This is a genomic window from Pseudarthrobacter arbutini, from assembly GCF_054510915.1.
Genome location: NZ_JBTNDQ010000007.1, coordinates 103419 through 127473 on the forward strand (window position 1 = coordinate 103419; position 24055 = coordinate 127473).

Annotated in this window: 26 protein-coding genes and 1 tRNA gene; 12 read left to right on the forward strand and 15 right to left on the reverse strand. The window is 65.7% G+C overall.

Annotation, left to right across the window (positions count from 1 at the left end; all coding sequences use genetic code 11):
- Positions 1 to 24: 24 nt before the first annotated feature.
- On the reverse strand, positions 25 to 495 hold the full coding sequence (locus ACX80V_RS09810; RefSeq protein ID WP_485842979.1) for a hypothetical protein: 471 nt from the start codon (positions 493 to 495) through the stop codon (positions 25 to 27).
- Between the two features lie 224 nt (positions 496 to 719).
- On the opposite strand from ACX80V_RS09810, the gene ACX80V_RS09815 reads away from it, so the two are divergent.
- On the forward strand, positions 720 to 1919 hold the full coding sequence (locus ACX80V_RS09815; protein WP_485842980.1) for an acetyl-CoA C-acetyltransferase: 1200 nt from the start codon (positions 720 to 722) through the stop codon (positions 1917 to 1919).
- 16 nt (positions 1920 to 1935) lie between these two features.
- Entirely contained in the window at positions 1936 to 2433 is a 498-nt protein-coding gene (locus ACX80V_RS09820) for an aminoacyl-tRNA deacylase (protein WP_485842981.1), read from the forward strand.
- Between the two features lie 125 nt (positions 2434 to 2558).
- On the opposite strand, the gene rplL is transcribed toward ACX80V_RS09820, so the two are convergent.
- The 9 genes from rplL to ACX80V_RS09865 form a co-directional block, all read right to left on the reverse strand.
- Entirely contained in the window at positions 2559 to 2936 is a 378-nt protein-coding gene (gene rplL, locus ACX80V_RS09825; RefSeq protein WP_056344416.1) for a 50S ribosomal protein L7/L12, read from the reverse strand.
- Between the two features lie 79 nt (positions 2937 to 3015).
- The gene (gene rplJ / locus ACX80V_RS09830; RefSeq protein ID WP_485842982.1) at positions 3016 to 3615 is read right to left on the reverse strand and encodes a 50S ribosomal protein L10; all 600 of its coding nucleotides are present in this window, start codon (positions 3613 to 3615) and stop codon (positions 3016 to 3018) included.
- Between the two features lie 296 nt (positions 3616 to 3911).
- The gene (locus ACX80V_RS09835; protein ID WP_248759569.1) at positions 3912 to 5030 is read right to left on the reverse strand and encodes a GNAT family N-acetyltransferase; all 1119 of its coding nucleotides are present in this window, start codon (positions 5028 to 5030) and stop codon (positions 3912 to 3914) included.
- 8 nt (positions 5031 to 5038) lie between these two features.
- Positions 5039 to 6157 (reverse strand): GNAT family N-acetyltransferase, encoded by a 1119-nt coding sequence (locus ACX80V_RS09840; protein ID WP_485842983.1) that lies wholly within the window; start codon positions 6155 to 6157, stop codon positions 5039 to 5041.
- Positions 6158 to 6306: 149 nt separating this feature from the next.
- A complete protein-coding gene (gene rplA, locus ACX80V_RS09845) occupies positions 6307 to 7014 on the reverse strand; it encodes a 50S ribosomal protein L1 (protein ID WP_058931708.1) in 708 nt (235 codons plus the stop codon).
- Positions 7015 to 7157: 143 nt separating this feature from the next.
- Entirely contained in the window at positions 7158 to 7589 is a 432-nt protein-coding gene (rplK, locus tag ACX80V_RS09850; protein ID WP_024365990.1) for a 50S ribosomal protein L11, read from the reverse strand.
- A gap of 130 nt (positions 7590 to 7719) precedes the next feature.
- Complete coding sequence (gene nusG, locus ACX80V_RS09855; RefSeq protein WP_056344429.1) at positions 7720 to 8571, reverse strand: transcription termination/antitermination protein NusG; 852 nt, start codon at positions 8569 to 8571, stop codon at positions 7720 to 7722.
- A 116-nt stretch (positions 8572 to 8687) separates the two neighbouring features.
- Positions 8688 to 8972 (reverse strand): preprotein translocase subunit SecE, encoded by a 285-nt coding sequence (gene secE, locus ACX80V_RS09860; protein ID WP_056344431.1) that lies wholly within the window; start codon positions 8970 to 8972, stop codon positions 8688 to 8690.
- Between the two features lie 81 nt (positions 8973 to 9053).
- Positions 9054 to 9126, reverse strand: a tRNA-Trp gene (locus ACX80V_RS09865).
- Positions 9127 to 9400: 274 nt separating this feature from the next.
- Here ACX80V_RS09865 and ACX80V_RS09870 point away from each other — a divergent pair.
- On the forward strand, positions 9401 to 10618 hold the full coding sequence (locus tag ACX80V_RS09870; RefSeq protein ID WP_485842984.1) for a pyridoxal phosphate-dependent aminotransferase: 1218 nt from the start codon (positions 9401 to 9403) through the stop codon (positions 10616 to 10618).
- Positions 10619 to 10703: 85 nt separating this feature from the next.
- Here ACX80V_RS09870 and ACX80V_RS09875 read toward each other — a convergent pair whose 3' ends face one another.
- On the reverse strand, positions 10704 to 11387 hold the full coding sequence (locus ACX80V_RS09875; RefSeq protein ID WP_058931703.1) for a LuxR C-terminal-related transcriptional regulator: 684 nt from the start codon (positions 11385 to 11387) through the stop codon (positions 10704 to 10706).
- Positions 11384 to 12802, reverse strand: coding sequence for an ATP-binding protein (locus ACX80V_RS09880; protein WP_485842985.1), 1419 nt, complete (start codon positions 12800 to 12802; stop codon positions 11384 to 11386). The genes ACX80V_RS09875 and ACX80V_RS09880 overlap by 4 nt, the downstream gene beginning before the upstream one ends.
- 124 nt (positions 12803 to 12926) lie before the next feature.
- Between ACX80V_RS09880 and ACX80V_RS09885 the strand changes: the two genes are divergently transcribed.
- The 9 genes from ACX80V_RS09885 to ACX80V_RS09925 all read left to right on the forward strand — a co-directional run bounded on the left by ACX80V_RS09885 (position 12927) and on the right by ACX80V_RS09925 (position 20903).
- A complete protein-coding gene (locus ACX80V_RS09885) occupies positions 12927 to 14471 on the forward strand; it encodes a PspC domain-containing protein (protein ID WP_485842986.1) in 1545 nt (514 codons plus the stop codon).
- 1 nt (position 14472) lies between these two features.
- Positions 14473 to 14766, forward strand: a complete 294-nt coding sequence (locus ACX80V_RS09890; RefSeq protein ID WP_485842987.1) for a hypothetical protein — start codon at positions 14473 to 14475, stop codon at positions 14764 to 14766.
- Positions 14767 to 14769: 3 nt separating this feature from the next.
- Positions 14770 to 15021, forward strand: a complete 252-nt coding sequence (locus tag ACX80V_RS09895; RefSeq protein WP_058931699.1) for a PspC domain-containing protein — start codon at positions 14770 to 14772, stop codon at positions 15019 to 15021.
- Positions 15022 to 15167: 146 nt separating this feature from the next.
- Positions 15168 to 16130: an ABC transporter ATP-binding protein gene (locus tag ACX80V_RS09900; RefSeq protein WP_485842988.1), complete on the forward strand. Its 963-nt coding sequence runs from the start codon at positions 15168 to 15170 to the stop codon at positions 16128 to 16130.
- On the forward strand, positions 16127 to 16993 hold the full coding sequence (locus tag ACX80V_RS09905) for an ABC transporter permease (RefSeq protein ID WP_485842989.1): 867 nt from the start codon (positions 16127 to 16129) through the stop codon (positions 16991 to 16993). Before ACX80V_RS09900 ends, ACX80V_RS09905 begins: the two co-directional genes overlap by 4 nt.
- A gap of 64 nt (positions 16994 to 17057) precedes the next feature.
- Positions 17058 to 18344 (forward strand): sensor histidine kinase, encoded by a 1287-nt coding sequence (locus ACX80V_RS09910; RefSeq protein ID WP_485842990.1) that lies wholly within the window; start codon positions 17058 to 17060, stop codon positions 18342 to 18344.
- Positions 18341 to 18973, forward strand: coding sequence for a response regulator (locus ACX80V_RS09915; protein ID WP_485842991.1), 633 nt, complete (start codon positions 18341 to 18343; stop codon positions 18971 to 18973). Before ACX80V_RS09910 ends, ACX80V_RS09915 begins: the two co-directional genes overlap by 4 nt.
- 97 nt (positions 18974 to 19070) lie before the next feature.
- Positions 19071 to 20096, forward strand: coding sequence for an ATP-dependent 6-phosphofructokinase (locus ACX80V_RS09920; protein WP_058931694.1), 1026 nt, complete (start codon positions 19071 to 19073; stop codon positions 20094 to 20096).
- A gap of 90 nt (positions 20097 to 20186) precedes the next feature.
- Complete coding sequence (locus tag ACX80V_RS09925) at positions 20187 to 20903, forward strand: GNAT family N-acetyltransferase (protein ID WP_485842992.1); 717 nt, start codon at positions 20187 to 20189, stop codon at positions 20901 to 20903.
- Between the two features lie 13 nt (positions 20904 to 20916).
- On the opposite strand, the gene ACX80V_RS09930 is transcribed toward ACX80V_RS09925, so the two are convergent.
- Genes ACX80V_RS09930 through ygfZ form a run of 3 tightly spaced genes read right to left on the reverse strand, consistent with a single transcriptional unit; the run spans position 20917 to position 23963 of the window.
- The gene (locus tag ACX80V_RS09930; protein ID WP_485842993.1) at positions 20917 to 22422 is read right to left on the reverse strand and encodes a DHA2 family efflux MFS transporter permease subunit; all 1506 of its coding nucleotides are present in this window, start codon (positions 22420 to 22422) and stop codon (positions 20917 to 20919) included.
- A 3-nt stretch (positions 22423 to 22425) separates the two neighbouring features.
- Positions 22426 to 22881 carry an ankyrin repeat domain-containing protein gene (locus ACX80V_RS09935; protein ID WP_083510454.1) on the reverse strand — a complete coding sequence of 152 codons (456 nt, stop codon included), beginning with the start codon at positions 22879 to 22881 and terminating at the stop codon, positions 22426 to 22428.
- A complete protein-coding gene (gene ygfZ, locus ACX80V_RS09940; protein ID WP_485842994.1) occupies positions 22881 to 23963 on the reverse strand; it encodes a CAF17-like 4Fe-4S cluster assembly/insertion protein YgfZ in 1083 nt (360 codons plus the stop codon). The genes ACX80V_RS09935 and ygfZ overlap by 1 nt, the downstream gene beginning before the upstream one ends.
- Between the last annotated feature and the right edge of the window lie 92 nt (positions 23964 to 24055).

The window sequence follows — 24055 nt, forward strand, 5'->3', positions numbered from 1 at the left end:
GATTTTTTGGCTTCCGGCCCGCGTTTAGAGGCGGAGCGTGACGTCCGCTGCGGTGCACTCGCCCGCGTTTGCGAAGACAGCATCCCGCACACCATCCTTGGAAGCCTGCTCCGGCCCGCCGCCCTTTTTCGCGGCCGTGGAGTGGTCAAGCGCGAGAACGCTGAGCGAGGTAAACAGTCCCACCAGGTTCCCCGACACCGTGTCCTTGGCGTCCTGCGCGGCAAAGTAGATGTCCTCGTAGGCGTTGGAATCGTCCTGGATGGCCTTGTAGTCGGCGTAAAGCGAGTTGAACGTCTCGCAGGCTCCCTTAACACCTCCGGCCTGGGGCGCTGCTGACGGACTGGAAGAGCGCGACGGCGACGCGGTGGACGGTGCGGACGTGGACGCAGTGGGGGCCGCTGTGGATGAAGTGCTGTCCGGCGCAGGAGTGGCAACGCTGCAGGCGGTGAGTCCGGCGAGGCTGGCCATGGCTGCCGCGGCGAGGATTTTCTTCAAGATGCTGCTGCTCCCTGTTTTGCGTTGCTCTGTTGCTTTCGTCTTCGCCGTCCACCCTACGCACCACCGCGACCTCGCGCACAACCGGCGGATGGGTAGTTCTCCCCTGTTGGCCATGGCCGGCACGATTGGAATCACCGGCACCCCTGCGGCGTTTGGATAAATAGGTGACATGCCTCACGGTAGCCTTGGAAGTACATCGATTCAGAGCGGAAGAGATCACAATGGGCAACTCCAACGACAACACTGACGTGGTCATCCTGGCCGGTGCGCGCACCCCGCAGGGCCGGCTCAACGGGCAACTGGCGAGCTTCACCGCCGTCGAACTCGGAGCGCACGCGATCAGGTCCGCGATTGCAGCGAGCGGCGTGGACGCCGGCCAGGTGGACGCCGTCATCATGGGCCAGGTACTGCAGGCCGGCGCCGGGCAGAACCCCGCACGCCAGAGCGCCATCGGAGCGGGAATCGGCTGGAACGTTCCCACGGTCACCATCAACAAGGTGTGCCTGTCCGGGCTGACCGCGGTGATCGACGCCGCCAGGATGATCCGCAGCGGCGACGCCACCGTGGTGGTGGCCGGCGGCCAGGAATCCATGACCCGTGCGCCCCACCTGCTGCCGGGTTCCCGCCAGGGCTGGACCTATGGCGCCATCCAGGCGCTGGATGTTGCGGCGCACGACGGCCTTACGGATGCGTTCGACGGCCAGTCCATGGGCCTGTCCACCGAGACCAAGAACCTGACTCTCGGCATTGACCGGACCTCGCAGGACAACGTGGCCGCCCACTCGCACCAGCGTGCGGCGCTGGCGGCGAAGAACGGCGTCTTCGACGACGAGATCGCGCCCATCAGCGTCAAGCAGCGCAAGGGAGATCCCATCGTTGTCTCCACCGATGAAGGGGTACGGCCCAACACGTCCATCGAGTCCCTGGCCGGGCTCCGGGCGGCTTTTGTCAGCGACGGAACCATCACCGCCGGCAACTCCTCTCCCCTGTCCGACGGCGCCTCCGCACTGGTGCTGGCATCGCGCCGGTTCGCGGAGGAGAACGGCCTGGAATACCTGGCTGTGGTGGGAAAGCCCGGACAGGTTGCCGGTCCGGACAATTCCCTGCATTCGCAGCCGTCCCACGCCATCATGAACGCACTGCAGAGGGCGGAATGGACCACCGCCGACCTGGACTTCATCGAAATTAACGAAGCCTTCGGTTCGGTCGCGGTGCAGTCGCTGAAGGACCTGGACTACCCCCTGGAGAAGTGCAACATCCACGGCGGCGCCATTGCCCTGGGCCACCCGATCGGGGCGTCCGGTGCGCGGTTGGCGCTGCACGCGGCCCATGAACTCAAACGGCGGGGCAGCGGCAAGGCCGCGGTTTCGCTGTGCGGCGGCGGCGGCCAGGGCGAAGCGCTCCTGCTGTACCGGGACTGATGGCGGGCAGGGACTGATGGCGGGGCAGGCGGACAACGGGGGCCCCGCCGTCGGACGTCAGCGCTTCCTTTCAGACGCCGCCGGGCGCGGCTTGGACGTGCAGCTGGTGGAGCGGCTGGCCGCGCGGAGCCTTGAGGAGGCTGCCGGGATTCTGGGCATCACGCCCGCGGACATCGTGAAGTCCCTGGTGGTCAAGCACAAGGACGGGACGTTCCTGTTCGCGCTGATTCCGGGTGACCGGCAGATCTCCTGGCCAAAACTGCGGACCCTGGTGGGCGTCAACAAACTCTCGTTGCCGCCCGCGGACGTGGCGCTTGGTGCGACCGGCTACGAACGCGGGACCATCACCCCGCTCGGCAGCACCACCGCCTGGCCGGTGTACGCGGACGCCACCATTGCCGGCCGCCGGATCTCCATGGGCGCCGGCGAACACGGCTACAGCGCATTTGTGGACGCCGATGCGCTCACCGCAGCACTGGGCGCCGTCGTCGCCGATATCTCCGAACCGAACTAGCAACGCGGGGTCACTTACGGCCCAATAGTGGGCACTTCATGGGCCATATTTGACCCCGCGTTGGGTTAAATGCAGGAAAACCCCGCCCACCGAAGTGGACGGGGTTTTCCGTGAAGCGGCGTGAGTTACTTGAGGGTAACGGTTGCGCCGGCAGCCTGGAGCTGCTCCACTGCCTTCTCGGCAGCTTCCTTCGTGACGCCTTCGAGGACAGCCTTGGGGGCGCTGTCAACAACGTCCTTAGCTTCCTTCAGACCCAGGGAAGTGATTGCGCGAACTTCCTTGATCACTGCGATCTTCTTTTCGCCAGCTGATTCGAGGATAACGTCGAATTCAGTCTGCTCTTCAGCTTCTTCAGCTGCGCCGCCACCGGCGGGGCCAGCAACAGCAACTGCAGCTGCAGTAACTTCGAAGGTCTCTTCGAAGAGCTTGACGAACTCGGAGAGCTCGATGATGGTCAGTTCCTTGAAAGCTTCAATGAGCTCTTCGTTGGTGAGCTTCGCCATGGTGTGGCGTCCTTCCTATAGGTGGTGCTTGGCGGCCTGGGCCATTGCCTTCACACCGGAGTCTGGTGGGTGAAGAGAACTAGTTCTCTTCGGCAGCGGGTGCTTCGGCGGGAGCCTCGGCAGCTGCTTCGGGGGCTTCGTCTGCGGCCGGAGCTTCTTCCGCGGCGGGAGCCTCGGCAACTGCCGGTGCACCGTTCGCTTCTTCGAGCTTGAGGCGCAGTGCGTCAATGGTGCGTGCAGCGGCGGCAGCAGGAGCCTTGAGGATGCCTGCAACCTTGGCGAGCTGCAGCTCGCGGGACTCGAGTGCTGCCAGGGCAGCGACTTCGCTCGCGTTCAGTGCCTTGCCCTCGAAGTAACCGGTCTTGATAACCAGCTGCTTGTTGGCCTTGGCAAAATCCGTCAGGCTCTTGGCAGCGGCAACTGCGTCACCCTTGATGAACGCGATTGCAGTAGGGCCGGAGAGCTGGTCGTTGAATGCTTCGACACCAGCTTCCTTGGCTGCAATGGCGGTCAGGGTGTTCTTGACGACCGAGAACTTGGTGTCCTGGCCGAGAGAAACACGCAGCTGCTTGAGCTGTGCAACGGTGAGCCCGCGGTATTCGGTCAGGACAGCGGCGTTCGATTCCTTGAAATCGTTAGTGATCTCAGCTACTGCTGAAACCTTTGTAGGCGTTGCCATAACCCTCCTTCCGGGGATAGTGCCGGTATGCGACGGTCCCCGCTCAGATGAGCTAAAACTAAAAAACGCCCCGCGCAGATGCACGGGGCTTGGCTCAACACGGCTTTCACTGTGGAGCGTTGCTTCGTTCACCTGCGCCGGCCGCCCTATGTTCAGGGTCCTTCGTCCAGAAATACACTTGGCCTCCCGCACACAACTGCAGAGTTGAGCTGCGTTCAGGAGAATGGATTTCCAACAACCGACGGTCTTTGGTACTTCAAGCTTACGGGACGGCCAGCCGGACCACCAAATCGGCCTTAGCTCTTGCTGGTCCCCAGGTACGGAAGTTCCTTCTGCCAGATGCCGGTCACGCCGGCGGTGGTGAAGCCGAGCTGCTGGTTGACAGTCAGCAAGTACCTGTTCTCGGGGGCGTTCCAGGTGTAGATGACACGGGCATCGGGGAACTGCTCGGTGAGCCGCTCCATGTTGGCCACTTTGATCAGTAGCCCCAGCTTGTTCCCCCGGTGCTCCTGCAGGACCAGGGTGTCGTCCTGGAACACCACATCGGGCCGGTGGGCCAGGACGCTGATGGTGGTCAGGCCCACCAGGGCCCCGGTGGCCAGATGCTCGACGGCGGTGACCACCGTCCGCCTCCCCTGCGCGATGGTGACCTCTTCGGCCTCGCGGAGGATGCCGCCGTCGAACACCATGTCCTGCTCAACGGGAGTCTCAAGGGAAGGATCGACGTCGGCGCCCGCCTGGTTCTCGAGCACGGCCACGGCTTCCAGCCACTCATCCGGGCAACGGTCCGTCCAGTGATGGAGCCGGTACCGCCCGTTGTTGGCTTCATCCGCCTCGGCCTGGAGATCGGCCACGAGTTTGCTGTCCAGCGGCAGTGCACAGGAGCTGAACTGTTCGATGTGCTGAAGTGTGTAGCCGGTCCGGCGCGCGAATTCGACTTCCCGGCTGTCCAACGGCACAAAGCCCTGGCCTGAACCCGGCACCAGCTGGGCCGTCTCGAACTCGTGCAGGGACGCGCCGGGATGGTTGGTGTCAACGAGGATTAAAGTGCGGCCCTCGCTGCGCGCCAGATGTTCGGCCGCGAGGAGCAGCTTGCGGCCCACCCCCTGGCGCTGGAATTCCGGCAGGATGTCCAGGGTGAACTCCGCCATGTCCAGGTTGTCGGTCAGCGGCAGGGCAATGTCCACCGTGCCGATGATCTGTTCTCCGGCCTTGGCCACCAGGATGACTTGGCGCTCATAGGGATCCGCCAGCTCCAGCAGCTTCTCCAGCGGCGTGTACGCGAGGTCATCGCTGCCCCAGGTCTGCATCCGGACTTTGCGGCCCACCTCCACGGCAGCCAGGAAATCCACCGCGTCAGGTGCGTCCAGGGTGTCCGGGATCCACAGCTGCTCGATCCGTACGTCTTCTGCCATAAGGTGCGTCATCCCAGCCGTTTCTGCCATTCGCCCTCATAACCAGCAGGTTTGAATCCAAGCAAATTATTTATCGCCAGCATATGCCGGTTTTCCACGGCGTTCCATGTCAGCACCGAACGCGCCGCGGGCCATCGTTGCTGGGCGGCGCGGAGGTTCGCCGCCTTGATCAGCAATCCCAGCCTCTTCCCGCGGTGCGCGGAAGAGACCAGGGTGTCCTGCTGGGCAATGCTGGCAGGAATGCCCGGCCGCCAGTTCAGGACCGAGTAGGCGACGAGCTGGCCGGTGGGCCTGTGCAGCGCGGCCGCGACCTGGCTCTGCAGGCCGCTGCGGCTGTTCGACTGCTCCTCCTGCCGGACCCTGGCAGCGTCCCAGTCCTCGGCTTCCCAGTCCATCCCGGCAATGGGCACATCCGTGCTCATCCGGTTCTTGAGGACTGCATATTCAGTCACGAGTTCGTCAGGACAGGTATCAGACCAGCCCACCAGGACGTAGCCGGTTGCCCGTGAAGACGCCTCCATCTCCAGTGTGTCGAGTTGATTCGCCGGGACCGGCAGCGTGAGCCGGCTGGCCCTCTCCACCTGCTCAAGTTCGTAGCCTGCACCGGCCGCAAAGGCCACGGCGGGATCATCGGCGGGGAGCCCGCCCGCCCCCGATTTGGCGGGGATCAGCCTGGCTGCGTTCTCCACCGGCCCGGCGGGCAGCTCACAGTAGGCATCCAAGGAAGTGCGGCCGCTTTCCGCGGCCACAGCCTCGGCATGCTCCAGAAGCCGGCGGCCCCAGCCCCGCCGCCGGAAGGCTGCCGCCACGTCCACCATGATCCCTGCCGTGTACGTGTTCTCACGCAGGGGCAGGGTGACGGAGCAGGTTCCCACGGTTTCCTGGCCCAGCCGTGCTATGAAGAGCCGGCGTACCTCATACTCATTGCCGCGCCAGTATTCCAGGCTTTCCATGGCCGTGGGGCAGCGGTCCAGGTCGCCCCATTTCTCCAGCTCATGCTTCTCGCGCAAGGCGTGGCACTCGTGGAAGTCCATCACACCGCCGGTGCCGCCGGCACCGTGGCCTGTCCCGGCGTCGAGCGCTGAAGGAATGGCCACTGCGGTGATCATCAGCTGGTGACCGGTCATCCCCCATCCTAACCATCCATCCGGTTTGGACGAGGGGGCAGGGGCCGCATGGTCCAGGGCTGTTGGGGTTAAACCAAAGGACCGCCCGGCGCAGTGCCGGACGGACCATTTGGTGTGCCGGAATAACCCGGCCGAAGTGCTGTTGAGGACTAGACCTCGGTCAGGACCTTCGTGACGTTGGGGTCGACGGAGATGCCGGGACCGAACGTGGTGGCCACGGTGGCCTTCTGGATGTAGCGGCCCTTGGAAGCGGACGGCTTCAAACGAAGCACCTCTTCCAGTGCTGCTGCGTAGTTCTCGGCCAGCTTGATGGCGTCGAAGGAAACCTTGCCGATGATGAAGTGCAGGTTCGAGTGCTTGTCGACGCGGAAGTCGATCTTGCCACCCTTGATGTCGTTGACAGCCTTGGCCACGTCTGCGGTCACGGTGCCCGTCTTCGGGTTCGGCATCAGGTTACGGGGACCCAGGACCTTACCAAGACGGCCAACCTTGCCCATGAGGTCAGGGGTGGCGACGGCTGCATCGAAGTCGGTCCAGCCGGCTGCGATCTTTTCGATCAGGTCATCGGAACCAACGAAGTCGGCGCCGGCAGCGATTGCTGCCTCAGCCTTGTCGCCCGTTGCGAAGACCAGGACGCGGGAGACCTTACCGGTGCCGTGGGGCAGGATAACGGTGCCGCGGACCATCTGGTCAGCCTTGCGAGGGTCAACGCCCAGGCGGAAGGCAACCTCAACGGTGGCGTCGAACTTGGACGGGTTGGTGTCCTTGGCGAGCGTTACTGCCTCGAACGGCGCGTAGAAGTTCTCCGCGTCGATCTTGGCGGCTGCTGCCTCATATGCTTTGCTGCGCTTTGCCATGCTGCTTATTTCTCCTTGTGCAGTTGTGGTCTGCGGACCGCGCTGGGCCCTGCCACAGCCGAGGATCCTGGAAGGACCCTGCGGCATTACGGTTTTGTGCCGGTTGTCCGGCAGTGGTGCCGGTTTCCCGACGGTGAAGGCTATTAGCCTTCTACGGTGATACCCATGGAGCGGGCGGTACCGGCGATGATCTTCGCTGCGCCTTCGAGGCTGGTGGCGTTGAGATCTTCCATCTTGGTGGTGGCGATCTCGTTGACCTGGGCCTGAGTCAGCTTGGCAACCTTGACGGTGTGCGGGGTGGGTGAACCCTTGGCAACTCCTGCAGCCTTCTTGATGAGCTCTGCAGCCGGCGGGGTCTTGGTGATGAACGTGAAGGAACGGTCTTCGTAGACCGTGATTTCCACGGGGATAACGTTTCCGCGCTGGGCTTCTGTGGCAGCGTTGTACGCCTTGCAGAATTCCATGATGTTGACACCGTGCTGGCCAAGCGCAGGACCGATCGGCGGGGCCGGGTTAGCGGCGCCTGCCTGGATCTGCAGCTTGATGAGGCCGGTGACCTTCTTCTTGGGAGCCAATGTAAGGTCCTTCTCTCAATATCTTCCTGGGACACAGGAGCGTGCCTCAGGTTTTTGGCCGCCATGGCGAGGCGACCGGCCGTTCCGGGGCTGCTAAGCGGGCAGTCCGGAACGAATTCTGTGCGGGTAACTAGATCTTGCTGACCTGGTTGAATGCCAGCGTGACCGGGGTTTCGCGTTCGAAGATCGATACGAGCACCACGAGGGTCTGGGATTCCACCTTGATCTCGGAGATCGTGGCGGGGAGGGTCTCGAACGGCCCTTCCTTGACGATGACCGATTCGCCGACCTCGAAGTCGACGTCAATCTGGGCGGCAGCATGCTTGACGGGCTTGCCCTTTTCGGCCTGCTCTTCTTCGAAGACCGGCGCGAGCATGGAGAAGACTTCGTCGAGGCGCAGCGGCACCGGGTTGTGGGCGTTGCCCACGAAGCCGGTAACACCGGGAGTGTGGCGGACGGCGCCCCAGGAGGCGTCCGTCAGGTCCATGCGGACCAGGACGTAGCCGGGGATCCGGACGCGGTTGATGACCTTGCGCTGAGCGTTCTTGATCTCAACGACCTCTTCCATGGGCACCTGGATTTCGAAGATGTAATCTTCCATGTCCAGGGTCTGGATGCGGGTCTCAAGGTTGGCCTTGACGCGGTTTTCGTAGCCGGCGTAGGAGTGGATGACGTACCAGTCACCCTCCTGGCGGCGCAGCTTGGCTTTGAATTCGTCGGCGGGGTCAACCTCGGCCTTGGCGGCCGCGGCTGCCAGGGCGTCTGCATCAGCGTCGTCGCCCTCCGAGTCGCCTTCAGCAGGTTCGCCTTCTACGGCGTCATCCTCTGAATCGTCTGAATCGTCGGCGGAATCGGCGTCGGCGGATTCGGGCGCAGCGGACTCAACCTCGGACTCTTCACCGGCTTCAGCCGTGGGGGCCGCCGTGTTGTCCGTGGACTCTTCCAGCTCAGTCTCGGTTACCTCGAGCTCCTGCTCAGACACTTGGTCTCCTGCTTCCTCATTGCCTAACATGCCTATTTAAATGGCTCAATTCCGCACACCGCGTGGATTCTTCCGGTTTACCCGGACAAGGCCACGCGGCCTGCGGACGATTCGCCCTAGCGGTCCCCGGGAGCGATCCCGCCGAAGACCCAACTGACAGCGGTTCCAAAACCGATGTCCAGCAGGCTGACGATCACCATCATGATGGCCACGAACACCAGCACCACGAGCGTGTAATTGATCAGTTCCTTGCGGGTTGGTGCAACAACCTTCTTCAGTTCGCCGATGACCTGGCGAATGAAGAGTGCAATACGAGCGAAGAAGTTAGCCTTGGCGTCCTTCTTAGCTGGGCGGCCCTTGGAGCTGCTGGCAGCTGTTTCGGTCACCTGGTCCTCGCTCATCTTTGCAATGTTGGATTACCCGGTTCTGATCAGAACCATGGTTGCTGCGCTTGCTCCGGCATTCCGCCGGAACAGCTTGCGCAGGGCAGACAGGACTCGAACCTGCAACCTGCGGTTTTGGAGACCGCTGCGCTACCAATTGCGCCACTACCCTATGGATCGAAAACAGCATCCTGACAAACTTCCGCAGTTTGCACTGGGGCGCACGTCATCATCCGTGTTTTCAACACCGGAGAACCAGTCTACGCAACAACTTCGTCTACGTCGAACCAGCCTCATTCCGGACCGTCCAATCCGCCCTCGTGGGTGAGTTGACCTGCAGTCACATCCACGCCGGCAGCCCGAACGATCCGCTGAACAGCATAGAGTAGATCACGTCGAATTCCACCATTCAGCCTCCTGGCTGCAAGCGAAGAACGGACCCTGCCATGTCTGCCGCCCGCGTTTCCCAGCGCATTTCCGCAATTGCCGAATCCGCAACCCTGGCTGTTGATGCCAAGGCCAAGGCGCTGAAGGCAGCTGGCCGGCCGGTTATTGGCTTCGGGGCAGGGGAACCGGATTTCCCCACTCCGGACTACATCGTCAAGGCATCCATTGAGGCCGCCAGCCAGCCCAAGTACCACCGCTACTCCCCCGCCGCCGGCCTGCCGGAGCTCAAAAAAGCCATCGCCGAGAAGACCCTGCGCGACTCCGGCTACGCCGTGGATCCGTCCCAGGTCCTGGTGACGAACGGCGGCAAGCAGGCCGTGTACAACACCTTCGCCACGCTGGTGGATCCGGGCGACGAAGTGATTGTTCCCACGCCGTTCTGGACCACCTACCCGGAGGCCATCAGGCTCGCCGGCGGTGTCCCTGTTGAGGTGTTCGCCGGACCTGAGCAGGACTACCTGGTCACCGTTGAGCAGCTTGAGGCCGCTGTGTCGGACAAGAGCAAGATCCTGCTGTTTGTCTCGCCGTCCAACCCCACGGGCTCCGTGTACAGCCCGGAGCAAGTGGCCGAGATCGGCAAGTGGGCCGCCGCCAAGGGGCTCTGGGTGGTCACCGACGAGATCTACGAGCACCTGACGTACGACGGCGTCCCGTTCACCTCCATCGCCACGGCAGCCCCGGAACTCGGCGACAAAGTGGTCATCCTCAACGGCGTCGCCAAGACCTATGCGATGACCGGCTGGCGGGTCGGCTGGATGATCGGCCCGGCCGACGTCATCAAGGCTGCCACCAACCTGCAGTCACACGCCACCTCCAACGTTTCGAACATCATGCAGATTGCAGCCCTCGCCGCCGTCTCCGGACCGCTGACCGCCGTCGACGAAATGAAGGTGGCCTTTGACCGCCGCCGCAAGGCGATCGTTGCCGGCCTGAACGCGATCGACGGTGTTGAGTGCCCGACGCCGAAGGGTGCGTTCTACGTCTACGCGGACGTCCGTGCGCTGCTGGGGAAGGAATTCCCGACGGCGGCAGGCACCGCAACGCCGTCGACCTCCGCCGAACTGGCTGCTTTGATCCTGGATGAGGTTGAAGTAGCCGTGGTGCCGGGTGAGGCGTTCGGCCCCTCCGGCTACCTGCGGCTCTCTTACGCCCTGGGCGACGAGGACCTGGCCACCGGCGTCGCCCGGCTCCAGGACTTCCTGGGCAAGGCCAAGTAGGCACGCTCTCTCACACCCGGTGCTCTATCACTTTTGGTCCCCATTCGAGCCTTATGGGGACCAAAAGTGATAGAGCATCTTTGGGTTAGAGGAGGCGGCGTTCGGCGGCCCACTTGGTCAGCTCGTGCCGGCTGGAGAGCTGGAGCTTGCGCAGCACCGCCGACACGTGGGTTTCCACGGTTTTGATGCTGATGAACAGCTCCTTGGCCACCTCCTTGTAGCTGTAACCGCGGGCGATCAGCCGCATCACTTCGAGTTCGCGGGCAGACAGCCTGTCCAGCTCGTCGTCGGCAATATCGGCCGGAGCGGTGCCGAAGGCGTCCAGCACGAAGCCGGCCAGCCGGGGCGAGAATACGGCGTCGCCGCCGGCCACGCGGAACACTGCGTCGGTGATCTCGGCCCCGGAAATCGTCTTGGTGACATACCCCCGGGCACCGGCGCGGATGACTGACACCACGTCCTCGGCGGCGTCGGAGACGCTCAGGGCCAGGAACTTGGTGGTGGCCAGCAGCGCCGCGGAACCCGCGATGACTTCCCGGCCGCCGCCGCCCAGGCCACCGGGCAGGTGCACGTCCAGGAGCACCACTTCCGGACGCTCCTGCGCGATCACGGCGATGGCCTGCTCAACCGTTGCCGCTTCCCCCACTACCTGGATGCTCTCAGAGAGGTCGGCCTTGAGTCCCGAGCGGAAGATGGCGTGGTCGTCCACGATGACCACCCTGACCGGCGTTGCGGGGCGGATGGGCCCGGTCCCCTGTACGTTGTTCATGATTTCCCTTCCGCGTTTTCCGTTTGGAGCGCCGGCATTCCCAGCCGCACCTCAGTGCCGTTGGGCGTGCTGGTGATGGAGGCGGACCCGCCGTGGCGTTTCATGCGTCCGATGATCGATTCGCGGACACCGAGACGGTCTTCGGGCACATCCTGCAGGTCGAAGCCCGGCCCCCTGTCCTTGATGAAGATTTCCGTCCGACCATCGGAAACTTCGAGGTAGACAGAGACGGTCCCGCCGCCGTGCCGGGAGGCATTGAGCATCGCCTCACGGCTGGCCTGAACCAGGGCTTCATGGGATTCGGTCATGGCTGTGTCCCCGACGCTCACCACCTCCACGGCGTTGCCGAGCGAGTCTTCCACCTCGGCACCCACTGCCTTGATGCGGTCCGAAAGCTGGCCCGCCTCCTTACCCGGGTCCTGGAACAGCCAGCTCCTGAGCTCACGTTCCTGCGCCCGGGCGAGCCGGACAACGTCGTGCTCGTTTCCCGCCCGCCGCTGGATCAGGGCGAGGGTCTGGAGGACGGAATCGTGCAGGTGGGCAGCGATCTCGGCCCGCTCCGTTTCACGGATACGGCCCGCCCGCTCAGTTTCCAGGTCCCGCCAGAATTTGAGGGCCCACGGAAGGAGTACCAGCACCACGCCGCCCAGCACCGCCACCGATGCCAGCAGCGCCAGCCAGGTCTGTTCCCAGGATCCGGAACCGGACACCATCACCAGCACGCCGGCAACCACCAGAGCCAATCCGGCGGCCAGGCGCGCCCAGCCGCCTGCCTGATCGGCCTTGGTTTTGTCCACGAGCCCCGCGCGGCGGGTTTCGTCGAGCTGCATCCAGGCGATGGCTGCACCGCCCAGCACGGCAGCCGCGGGGATAAGGGTCTCGAGGGGCACGTCCACGCCCAGGAGCCGGGCAATCATGATGCCCGCCACGAGGAGGAGGCCGGCACCCAGCAGAATCTCCTTGCCATAGCGCATGCTGCGGACCCGGAACCACGGCGGCCGCACGGCGGCCCGGTAGCCCGACCCGTAGCCGGCAGCGGGCCCGCCGGGGGAAACCCCCGGGGCGTCAGCACCGGCGTCGGGATTTCCCCACCAGGGAGCGGCCGCGGGCGAGCCCTGCGACGGCGCCGCCGAGTGCGGCCCAGCGCTCGGTGACGGGTCAAGGCTGACGGCCGGGGCAATGGGCGACGCCGGACGCCTGGCGTTTCGCCGTGCGCTTTCGTCCGCCGTGGGGACCATGATCCACAGCCACGCGTAGAAGGCCAGCCCGGCGCCGCCGGCGAGGGTTGCGAGCGCCATGCCGATCCTCACGCTTTTCACCGGCCAGCCCAGATGCGCCGCGAGGCCGGCACATACGCCCGCGATGACGCGGTCGCTGCTGCGGACAAGCGGTGGGCGGGTGAGGGCGGTGGTCATGTGTCAATCCAAGCACGGATCAGGGTTCCCCGGACCCGATTCCGGCCTGAACCGGGGGTAACTCAGGGGCGAGTCAGGGTGTTCCCCAGTAGAGCTGCGTCGCCCCGGACGGCAGGATCGAAGTATGAACTCCCAGACCCCCACCCCCGATGACGGCCAGCCCACGGAACCGCTCCCCCCTCGCGACCCGGACCAGCCAACCGAACCCCTGCTGCCACCCCCGGCTGCTTCGCAGGACACACCCCCGGCCGCCGGTCCCTATGCCGGCCCCTACGCAAGCCCGTATTCCGGCCCGTCCGCCGGCCCTTACTCCAGCGCCAAAGCACCGGGCCAGTCCGGTGACTTCTTCACCTGGGTCCGGAGCCACGGCATCCAGCGCGGAGGCGACCGGTGGATCGGCGGTGTCTCCAGCGGCATCGCGCACCGGATGGGCATCGATCCGCTGATTGTCCGCGGCATCTTCATTGTCCTCACCCTCTTCGCCGGAATCGGCGTCCTGCTCTACGGCCTGGCGTGGGCATTCCTTCCCGAACCCGACGGGCGCATCCACGTCCAGGAAGCTGGCGCCGGCCGCTGGTCCAGCGGCATGACAGGCGCGCTGATCACCACCGTGGTGGGACTCACCGGGCTGGGCGGCGGATTCTGGGGCTGGAGCCGCAACGGCTTCGGCGGATTCCTCTGGACCGTCTTCTGGGTGGGCGGCGCCATCTACTTCATCTACTACCTGACCCAACGCAGCAAGGCCCGGAATGGAGCTCCCATGAACGCGACACCGCAGCCGGCCGGCGGAGACTCCGGTTACTCGGCCTCCTATCCCACAACCCCCTATGCCGCGCCGTTTGCGGCCACGGACTCTGCTTCGACCCGCACATCCGGCACGTCCGGCAGCGCACCCTACCTTCCGGTCCCGCCGTCGGGCGTCAACCCGCCTTACGGCGGCGGCACTTACGGCGGCGGCAGCTACGGCGGGGGCGGCAGCGACGGCGGTGCCTACGGCGGCTACCAGCCACCGCAGGGCCCGGCCCGGGCACCCAAGGTCCGCCCCTCCGGCCCCGGTGCCCCGGCAGTAGCCATCACAGCCGGAACAGCACTCCTGGTGGGTGGCGGGCTCAAGGCCCTGGACGCCGGCAACGTGATCAACCTCGGTGACGCCGCCAACGCGATCGTCTGGGCCAGCGGCGCAGCCGTCCTGGGCCTGGGCATCCTCATCGCGGGCCTGCGCGGCCGGACGTCCGGAATCCTCGGTTTCTTCGCCGTTGTTGCCTTGGTGATCGGCGGCATCTTCAACGTGGTGGGCAACGGCGACAGGGTCCGCTTCAGCCAGGTCGACTGGGCACCGACGAGCCAGCAGCAGGCGGCCGATGGCTTCAGCGTCACCGGCGGCCGGGGAACCGTTGACCTCACCCAATTGGCCGCTCAGGCCCCGCTGGACTCAGACGTCGTGGTTCCCCTGGACATCACGGCGAGCAACGTCACCGTGATCCTCCCCAGCAACATTCCAGTGGACGTGAGGGCAGACATGACGCTGGGGAACCTCAACGAAGGCACCAACCACCGGGGCGGCATTACCTCCCGGGAATCCAGCTACAACACCGACAAGCCAGGCGGCCACCTGATCATCCGGATCGACGGCACCGTCAGCAACGTCACCATCCAGGAAGGAAACTGACATGAGCAGCTTCGATCCGGCACCAGACCCATACACTCCGGAAAGCACGACGGCGGCCGGCCAGCCCGGAGCCGACGCACCCCAGCAGCCATCCGCCCGCGTGGGCACCATAGTCTGGGGCCTCATCGTGATGGCGCTGGCCGCCCTGATCATCATCGCCCAGCTGGGCGTGGTGACCCTGAACGGCACCTACGTGCTGATCGGCCTTATGATCGGCGCCGGCGCCGCGCTGGTGATCGGCGGGCTGCTCTCGGCCCGGAAACGTGACAACGAACCCACAACAGGGAAGTCTTGAACCATGGACAAGTTCTTCAGCATCGTCAGGGGCTTCGGCCTGAAACGTGGACCCCAACGCTGGCTGGGAGGTGTGTGCGGCGGCATTGCGGCAAAGCTCAATGTGGATGTGGCCTTCGTCCGGATCGCTTTCCTGGTCTTCTGCCTCCTCCCCGGCCCCGCCGTCGTCCTCTACGTTGCAGCGTGGCTGGTCCTTCCCGACCAGCAGAACTCCATCCCGCTGCAGAACTTCCTGGACCGCCGCTCCATCAGCTGAACTCATGTAAGAACCGCAAGGCCCTCGCTCCCCGGAGATCCTTCCCGGAGCGGGGGCTTCTGCTGTCCTTGTCCACCGGCCGGTGGACAACAGGTTCAACCGGCCGGGCCTGTTGACCGGCACCCCGGGACTGCAACGCTGGACGCATGAACACTTCCCTCATCCCCGGGCAGCGGCAATCCCCTGATGCCATCACCGTGCGCGGCCTCAACAAAACGTACGGCCTGCCCAAAGGCGGGACCCTCACGGCCGTGGACCAGCTGGACCTCACCATCCGCGCAGGCGAAACCTACGCCCTTCTAGGTCCCAACGGCGCCGGCAAGTCCACCACCATCGAGATCCTGGAAGGCCACCGGAAACCTGACAGTGGCGAGGTCATGGTTCTGGGAACGCGCCCCTGGAAGGCGGCACCGTCCTTCCGCGCCCGGATCGGTATCGTCCTCCAGGAGGCCACCGACTCCGGTGAACTCAAGGTTTCCGAGGCCCTGCGGTCACTGGCTTCCTGTTTCCCGGCGCCCCGGCCAGTGGACGACGTCATCGAAGCCGTAGGACTCGGCGGCAAGGGCGGCGTCCGGATCTCAACCCTTTCGGGCGGCCAGCGGCGCCGGCTGGACGTGGCGCTGGGGATCATCGGCAACCCGGACGTCCTGTTCCTGGACGAACCCACCACAGGCTTCGATCCGGAAGCCCGTCGACAATTCTGGGACCTCATCCGCCAGCTGAGCAGCGGCGGCACCACCATTGTCCTCACCACGCACTACCTGGACGAGGCCGAGCAGCTGGCGGACCGGATCGGCGTCATCAACCACGGGCGTCTGATCGCCGAAGGCAGCCCGCAGGAGATCGGCGGCCCGGGCCTCCGGGTGCCCCGCGTCCGGTGGCGGGATGCTTCCGGCCTTCGCGAAGTGGTGACCGAGCAGCCTGCTTCCCTGGTCGCGTCGCTGTCCGACGGCGGCGCGATAGAGCCGGCGGAGCTCGCCGTCGTCCGTCCCAGCCTTGAGGACATTTACCTCCAGCTGATCGGTGCCGTGGACGGCGCCGAAAACTCTGCCGAACCATCCGCCGCACGATCTACGGAAGCATCGTCCGTTTCAGGAGCCCTCCGATGAGCACAGCAGTCCCCGCATCCGTCTCCCACGCCACCGGCCGTCCGGCCTGGCGCCCGTCAGTCCTGCGCCTGGGACTTGGCCGGGTCCTGCTGGAGATCAAACTATTTAACCGTGACGTGCTATCTCTGGTCCTGGTCCTCTTCTTCCCGATCCTGATGATGTCCCTGTTCGGGACTGTTTTCGGTGACGAGCCGGTCTTCGGGGCCGGCCCGGACGGGCAGGGCGGCATCACCCCGGCGCACTACTATCTGCCCGGCATGCTTGCGCTGAGCACCATCCTCAGCGGGTTCCAGAACCTCAGCAGCTACGTGGCCACCGAGCGTTTCAACGGCACGGTGAAGCGGCTGGCCGGTACGCCACTGCCCGCGGCCTCGTACTTCATCGGGAAAACAGGCCAGACGCTCTACCTGATCGTGGCCCAGACTGTCCTCCTATTGCTCGCGGCGGCCGTCCTGTTCGACGTGCCGCTGCCCCGGGATGCCGGGCAGTGGGGCATGGTGGCGCTGCTGATGATCCTGGCCACGGCTGCCTGGGCCACAGTGGCCATCGCGTTCACCGCCTTGCCGAAGTCAGCACAAAGCGCGTCCACCCTGGCGGTCCTGCCAGTACTGCTCCTGTCCTTCACATCGGGTGTGTACTTCCCGTTCTCCCAGCTTCCGGACTGGCTGCAGTCCGTGACCAATTTCTTCCCCCTCCGCTGGACGGCGAGCGCGTTCAGGTCTGTTTTCCTGCCCGCCGGTTTTGAAGCCGTTGAGCCCGGCGGCACCTACAACCTGCCGCTGACGTTCCTGGTCCTGGGTATCTGGGTGGCCGCGGGTGCCGTGCTGGCCCGGTTGGCGTTCCAGTGGCCGCCGCAGAAGTAGCCGGCTCCGTGCCGCAGCAACCGCCGATCTTGGTAGCCCGGCGGCACGCCGATAGGGTGCACCCATGAGCTATATGAGCGGACGGACCGAGCGGCTGCTGCCGGCACGGTCCGTGTGGGCCACCTCCATGGTCTGGTGGCACGCCGGCTTCTACGCCGCACTGGCCAGCGTGTCGTATTTCGCCATGTTCGGCGACGAGCGCGAGCCGGGGACGCCCCTGGTCGTTGGTGCGCTGTTGCTCCTGGGGGCCGCGTACCCGTTCCTGACCCGGACCAAGGATCTCCGGACACTGCGGCCCACCATCTACGTGGCACTGCTGGTGGCGGTGGTGGTGTTCCTGTCCTTTGTGTACGACGGCGCCGGGGTCCTGCTGTTTGTGGCCTTCCCGCAGGTCTGGATGTTCACGTCCTCACAGCGCCAGGGCGTAGCAGCCACCGCCGCGCTGTGCGTCGGCGTGGCCGTTGGCCAGATCAACCGCTGGGGACTCGCCGGCACGGAGGTTTACGGCATCACGGCCCAGTTGGTGACCTCGTTTGTGGCCAGCTGCATGATCGGACTCTGGATCTCGAAAGTCATTGAGCAAAGCGAACAGCGTGCCGAGCTGCTGGCCGAGCTCGAGGCCACCCGCCACGAACTGAACAACGCGGAACAGGCACGCGGTGCATTGGCTGAGCGTGAGCGGATGGCCCGGGAAATCCACGACACGCTGGCCCAGGGGTTCACATCCATCGCGATGCTCTCCGAAGCGGCGCAGGCCCAACTCAGGGCGCAACCCGAGGCCCCCTCCGGGCTGGTGCGCAGCCTCACCGCCATCACGCGGACGGCCCGGGAGAACCTCGCGGAAGCGCGGGCCCTAGTGGCCTCAGGCGTCCCGTCCGATGTGCAGGGCGGAGACCTCCTGGCGGCACTGAAGCGGCTGCCGGAGACCCTGCACCTGGACAGCATCCGGCTGACCGTGGAGCTGCCCGACAACCTGCCCCCGCTGCCGTCCACGCAGCAGGTGGCACTGCTCCGGACCGCCCAGGAGGCACTCAACAACGTCCGCAGGCATTCCGGAGCCACGGCCGCGGAGGTACTTATGGATAACCCTGCCGGCGACCCGCCGCTGCTCCGGCTGACCGTCACGGACAACGGGCAGGGCTTTGACGTCTCGGCGGATCACCTGGGGTTCGGCCTGAAGTCGATGGCTGCCCGGCTGGACGAAATCGGTGGCCGGCTGCAGGTCACTTCCGCGCCGGGCGCCACCCGGCTGGTGGCGGTGGTCCCCACCGAGGCCCTCGGGCCCGGCGGCACAGACACCGGACCAGGGACCCGCGGTACGGACGCACCCCTGCCCGGAGCCGTGACATGAGCCTCCCGGAAACTGTGACTGTTGTCCTCGCCGATGACCACCCCGTGGTCCGGAGCGGCCTGGCCGCGCTGCTGGACACCGCGGACGGCATCGATGTGGTGGCCGCCGCGGCCAACGGCGTGGAGGCGGTGGACGCTGTCAGCCGGCTGCGCCCCGCCGTCGTCCTGATGGACCTGCGGATGCCCGTCCTTGACGGCGCCGGCGCCACGGCGCAGATCCGGGACCGGTTTCCTGACACCAAGGTGCTGGTGCTGACCACGTACGACGACGACTCCGACATCATTCGCGCCGTGGAGTCAGGGGCGGTGGGCTATCTCCTGAAGGACACGGCCGGGGACCGCATCATCGAGGCCGTGCGCGCTGCAGCGCGCGGTGAGACGGTTCTCGCTCCGCCGGTGGCGGCACGCCTGGTCTCGCGGATGCGCGCGCCTGAACTGCCGCGGCTGACAGCCCGGGAGGTGGAGGTCCTTCGCTGTGTGGCGCAGGGATTGAGCAATCCCGAGGTGGCCACCGCGCTCCATATCGCCGAGGCGACGGTCAAGACGCACCTGCTGCGGATCTTCAACAAGCTGGACGTGGACGACAGGACCCGTGCCGTGGTCCTGGCCATGGAGCGGGGCCTTTTGTAACCGGTTTGTGTCGTAACGCACACTGCCGACTACAATCTAGGTGAGCTCAGCGTGGCGCTCTGCCTGTAAACCTTCACACCAGGATTTGAGCCGAGACATGAAAATTGGAATTCTTACCAGCGGCGGCGACTGCCCCGGACTGAACGCTGTCATCCGCGGAGCCGTCCTCAAGGGCATCGCCATCCACGGCCACGAATTCGTGGGGTTCCTGGACGGCTGGCGGGGTGTCGTCGAAGGCGACATCATCGACATCCCCCGCAGCATGGTCCGCGGCATCGCCAAGCAGGGTGGCACCATCCTGGGCACCTCCCGCACCAACCCTTTTGAAAACGGCGGCGGGCCGGAGGTCATCAAGGCCCACATGGACCGCCTCGGCATCGACGCCATCATCGCGATCGGCGGCGAAGGGACCCTCGCGGCCGCGAAACGCCTTACCGACGTCGGTCTCAAGATCGTGGGTGTCCCCAAGACCGTGGACAACGATCTTGACGCCACCGACTACACCTTCGGTTTTGATACGGCCGTCCAGATCGCCACCGAGGCCATCGACCGGCTCCGGACCACGGGCGAGTCCCACCACCGCTGCATGATCGCCGAGGTCATGGGCCGCCACGTTGGCTGGATTGCCCTGCACGCCGGCATGGCCGCCGGCGCCCACGCCATCCTGATCCCCGAGCAGAAGGTCAGCATCGAGCAGATCACCGAATGGGTCCAGGAAGCCCATGACCGTGGCCGCGCCCCGTTGATTGTTGTTGCCGAGGGCTTTGTTCCGGACCACATGGAATCCCCGCACTCCGAGCGCGGCCTGGACACGTTCGGCCGGCCCCGTCTGGGCGGCATCGCGGACCGGCTCGCCCCCGAGATCGAAGCCCGCACCGGCATCGAGACCCGCGCCACGATCCTGGGGCACATCCAGCGCGGCGGCGTCCCGTCCGCGTTCGACCGTGTGCTCGCCACCCGCCTGGGCATGGCGGCGATCGACTCCGTGGTGGAGGGCTACTGGGGCACCATGGTGGCCCTCAAGGGCACCGACATTGAGCACGTGAGCTTCGACAAAGCTCTGGGCCAGCTGAAGACCGTACCGCAGAACCGCTACGACGAGGCTGCGGTCCTGTTCGGCTAAGCCTGTTCAGCGCGAACGGACACTTGAGGCCCTCCGCTGTGGGGCCTCAAGTGTCCGTTCGCGCTTCCCTGTGCTGGGTAGGCTGGGGATATGACTCTTGACCCCGGTTCCGCCGCCATCATCCAGCTCGCTTGGGCCCGGCATTTGGGGCTCGACGACGGCGCTTTCGCTGCGTCGCTGAGTTCCGGCGAGCGGATGGTCCGGGCCGACGCCGCTGCAGAGACTGTGGAGTTCGTCAGGCTGTTCGGCAGCTCGGCACTGGTGGGGCCCCAATGGGTCATTGACGCCGCCGCCGGAATTCCGGACGAGGAGATGGCCCATCATGTGACGCTCCTGACCCTGACCCGGTCCCACGGAGGCCACGGACTGGGCTCGGCGGCGCTGTTCTTCGCCGACGACCTGCCCCTGCGCCAGCCCTCCGAAGAACTCACCGTGTCCCACGGAAACCCCGAGGCCATCGAGCTCGAAGGCCTGTGCCCGCCGGACGACGTCAACGAAGTGCACCTGTCAGAACTCGAGAACCGGTACACGATCCTCCACGAGGTGGACGGGCGGCGCCTTCCGGTGGCATGCGGCGCCTATGGGGAATGGGAAGGACTTCTCGCGCAGATGGGAGTCCTGGTGGACCCCGAGTGGCGGCGACGCGGGCTGGGATCCGTGGCCGCTTCCATCGCCGCCCACGAGGCCCTCGCGGCGGGCCTCACCGTCCAGTGGCGCGCCGAAGTCAGCAACACCGGGGCGGTGGCCCTGGCGCGCCAGCTGGGCCTGTCCACGGGCGGCATCCAGACCAGCGTGCACCTGGGCTGACGCCGGCTGACGCTTAAGTCGCCTGGTTGGCGTCCTGTACAGCCGCAGGAGCCGCCGACTGACCGCCCCAACCCGCCACTGCCTGGGGCTTGGCGAAGAACAGTGCGACGGCTGCGCCCACCAGGATCACCCCGGCAGGAAGCAGGATGGACTGGCCCATCGCCGTCGAGAATCCCTCATGCAGCGCCTCGGGCAACAGTCCGGAGAGTTCCATTCCGCCCGCCCCGGGACCTTGCGCGGGAAGCTCGGCGGCCAGGCGTGCCTGGATGAGCACGGCGATGGCCGCACTTCCCAGTACCGCGCCGATCTGGCGCGTGGTGTTGTAAACCCCGGAACCTGCACCTGCCTGGCGCGGCGGCAGATTGCGCGTGGCCGTGGAGCTCAGGGGCGCCCAGATGCCGGCATTCGCGAACCCGAGGACGGCACTGGGCAGGAGGAAGACCAGGATGGGTGTATCCGGGTGCATCAGGGCCGAGTTCCAGAACAGCGCCACAGCCATCAGGACCAGGCCGCCGGCAGTGATGTACTTCGGATTAACGCGGTCGATGATTTTGCCCACCGCGGGCGCCAGCCCGCCGGAGATCAGGGCCATGGGAACCATCATGAGCGCCGATTCGGTGGGCGTCATGCCCCGCACCAGCTGGTAGTAGAAAATGAGCGGCAGTGCGAAGGCGGTGACGGTGAAGCCAACGGTGGTGATCCCGATGTTTGCCAGGGAGAAGTTCCGGTCCCGGAACAGGTCCAGCGGAAGGAGCGGCTCACCTTTGTTGAAGCGCTGCCAGAGAATGAACCCCCCGAGGACCACTATCCCGGCGATGATGAGGCCCCAGACACTGATGGGGCCGGCGATGGTCCCCCAGTTGTACGTCTCGCCTTCCTGGATGCCGAACACCAGGAGGAAGAGCCCGACGGCGCTGAGCAGCACGCCCGGGATGTCGAACTTATGGGGGTGCGTGCTGAGGGTGGGGACGAACCGCCAGGCGAGGATAAATCCGACGATGCCGACCGGCACGTTGATGAAGAAGATCCATTCCCAACCGAGGCTGTCCACGAGCAGGCCGCCCAGGATTGGACCCACCAGCGTGGCCAGGCCCGCGGTGGCGCCCCAGAGGCCCATCGCGGCGCCCCGGCGGTCCGGCGGGAAAATCCTGGTGATCACAGCCATGGTCTGGGGTGTCATGATGGCGGCACCCAGACCCTGGAAGATCCGTGCGGTGATCAGCGTCTGGACGTCACCGGCCAGACCGCACCAGAGGGAGGCGAGCGTGAAGACCACGAGGCCGGAGAGGTAGAGCTTCTTGGGTCCGAAGCGGTCGCCAAGCCGGCCGGTGATCAGCAGCGGCACGGCGTAGGCCAGCAGGTAGGCGCTGGTCACCCAGATCACGGCGTTGATGTCCGTCCCCAGCCCCTCCATGATGCTGGGGTTGGCCACCGACACGATGGTGGTGTCGATCAGGATCATAAAGAACCCGATGACCAGTGACCAGAGGGCTGGCCAGGGCCGCTTTACATTCTCCAAGCGTCAGTTCCCCAGCAGATCCAGGATGTCGGTGCGGGCGAACATCTGCGCTGCAGCCCGGGCGGAGGGACTGCCGGCGTCGGGATCTGCACCGGCGTCCAGCAACACGCGGGACACGTCCGTGTAGCCCTTGAATGCTGCGCCGGCCAGTGGGGTCTGGCCGCGGTCGTTGGCCGTATTGGCCTCTCCGCCGTGCTCGAGGATCAGCTGCACCGTCTCCGCGTGGCCGTGGTAGGCGGCCAGCATCAGCAGGGAATCCCCGGCCGTGTTGGTCATGGTGGCCGGAGCCCCGGCGTCAAGATACGTGCGCAGGAGACCGGTGTCCCCCTCCCGGGCAGCCTGGAAGAGCCGGTGGGCCAGCGCCACAGCCTCGTCGTCGGGCGTTGAGGCGTCAGGCGCAGCGGCATCGGGTTTGGCGGCGCCTGTTGAAGCTGCGTCGGGTGCGGTGTTCTCGGTCATCAGCGGGTCCCCCTCAGGAATCCAGTCTGGCGCCCCACTACCTGGCCGGCGTCGGGAGCAACAATTACTTCCTGGGCAGCGATGTAAGGCTCCTCGCCGTCCAGCACGGTCAACATTTCATCCGGTGCGACGGACCGTTTGATGACGGCCAGCGCCACCGGGCCCATTTCGTAGTGCTGGGCAACGGACGTCACTGTCCCGACCTTCCGCTCCCCGAGCATGACCTGGCTGCCGGGGGCGGGCATGGTGTGCTGCGACCCGTCCAGCTGCAGGAACACCAGGCGCCGCGGCGGATGGCCCAGGTTGTGCACGCGGGCGATGGTCTCCTGGCCCTTGTAGCAGCCCTTGGAGAGGTGCACGGCGGTGCGGAGCAGGTCCAGTTCGTGCGGAATGGTTTTGTCATCGGTTTCGGCGCCCAGCCTGGGGCGCCACGCAGCGATGCGGAGGGCTTCGGCCGCCATTACGCCGGCGAGTGGGCGGTCGGCCAGGGTTTCCTCAAGGTCGGCGGCCGGCACCAGGTACTCGATCCAGGGCCGCTCCAGCCCGGGGTGTCCTTCTTCCGGGACCACGGCGTAGGAGTAGCCGCCGGCGCCCACATGCGGCCACGGATCCCGCCAGGCCAGCAGTCCGGACCATTCCTCCACAGTCTTGGTGGACCCGAGGACGGCCCAGTCGGCGGAGACGTCGGTGATCTCGACGCGCAGCATGAACTTCATTTTGTTCAGCCACTCAGCCAGCGGTGCAGCCTCGGCGGCCTCAACAATCAGCCAGGTGGTCCCGCCGTCGTCCACTACGCGGGCGTCAAACTCGATCCGGCCCTGGACACTCAGCAACAGCAGCTCGCTTGACTCCCCCGGCTGCAGGCCGGTGACCTGCTGGGAAGACAGGGTGTTCAGCCAGGTCAGCCGGTCCGGACCGCTGACCGTCACCACGCCGCGGTGGGAGAGGTCGACGACGGCGGTACCGGCTGCGAGGGCGCGCTGCTCACGCAGCGGCTCACCGTAGTGGGATGCGACGCCGGCGTCCGCGCCGGTGGCCTCGACGGCGCCGGGGCGCGACAGTAGGGGGCTGGGAGTAGTCATATTGGGGGAACGTCCTTAGGTCAGTAGGTATTCCGGTCTCGGTCAGCGGGTCTTGCTCCCCACCCGCTCCCTAACCTCGCAAGCTCGGCCAG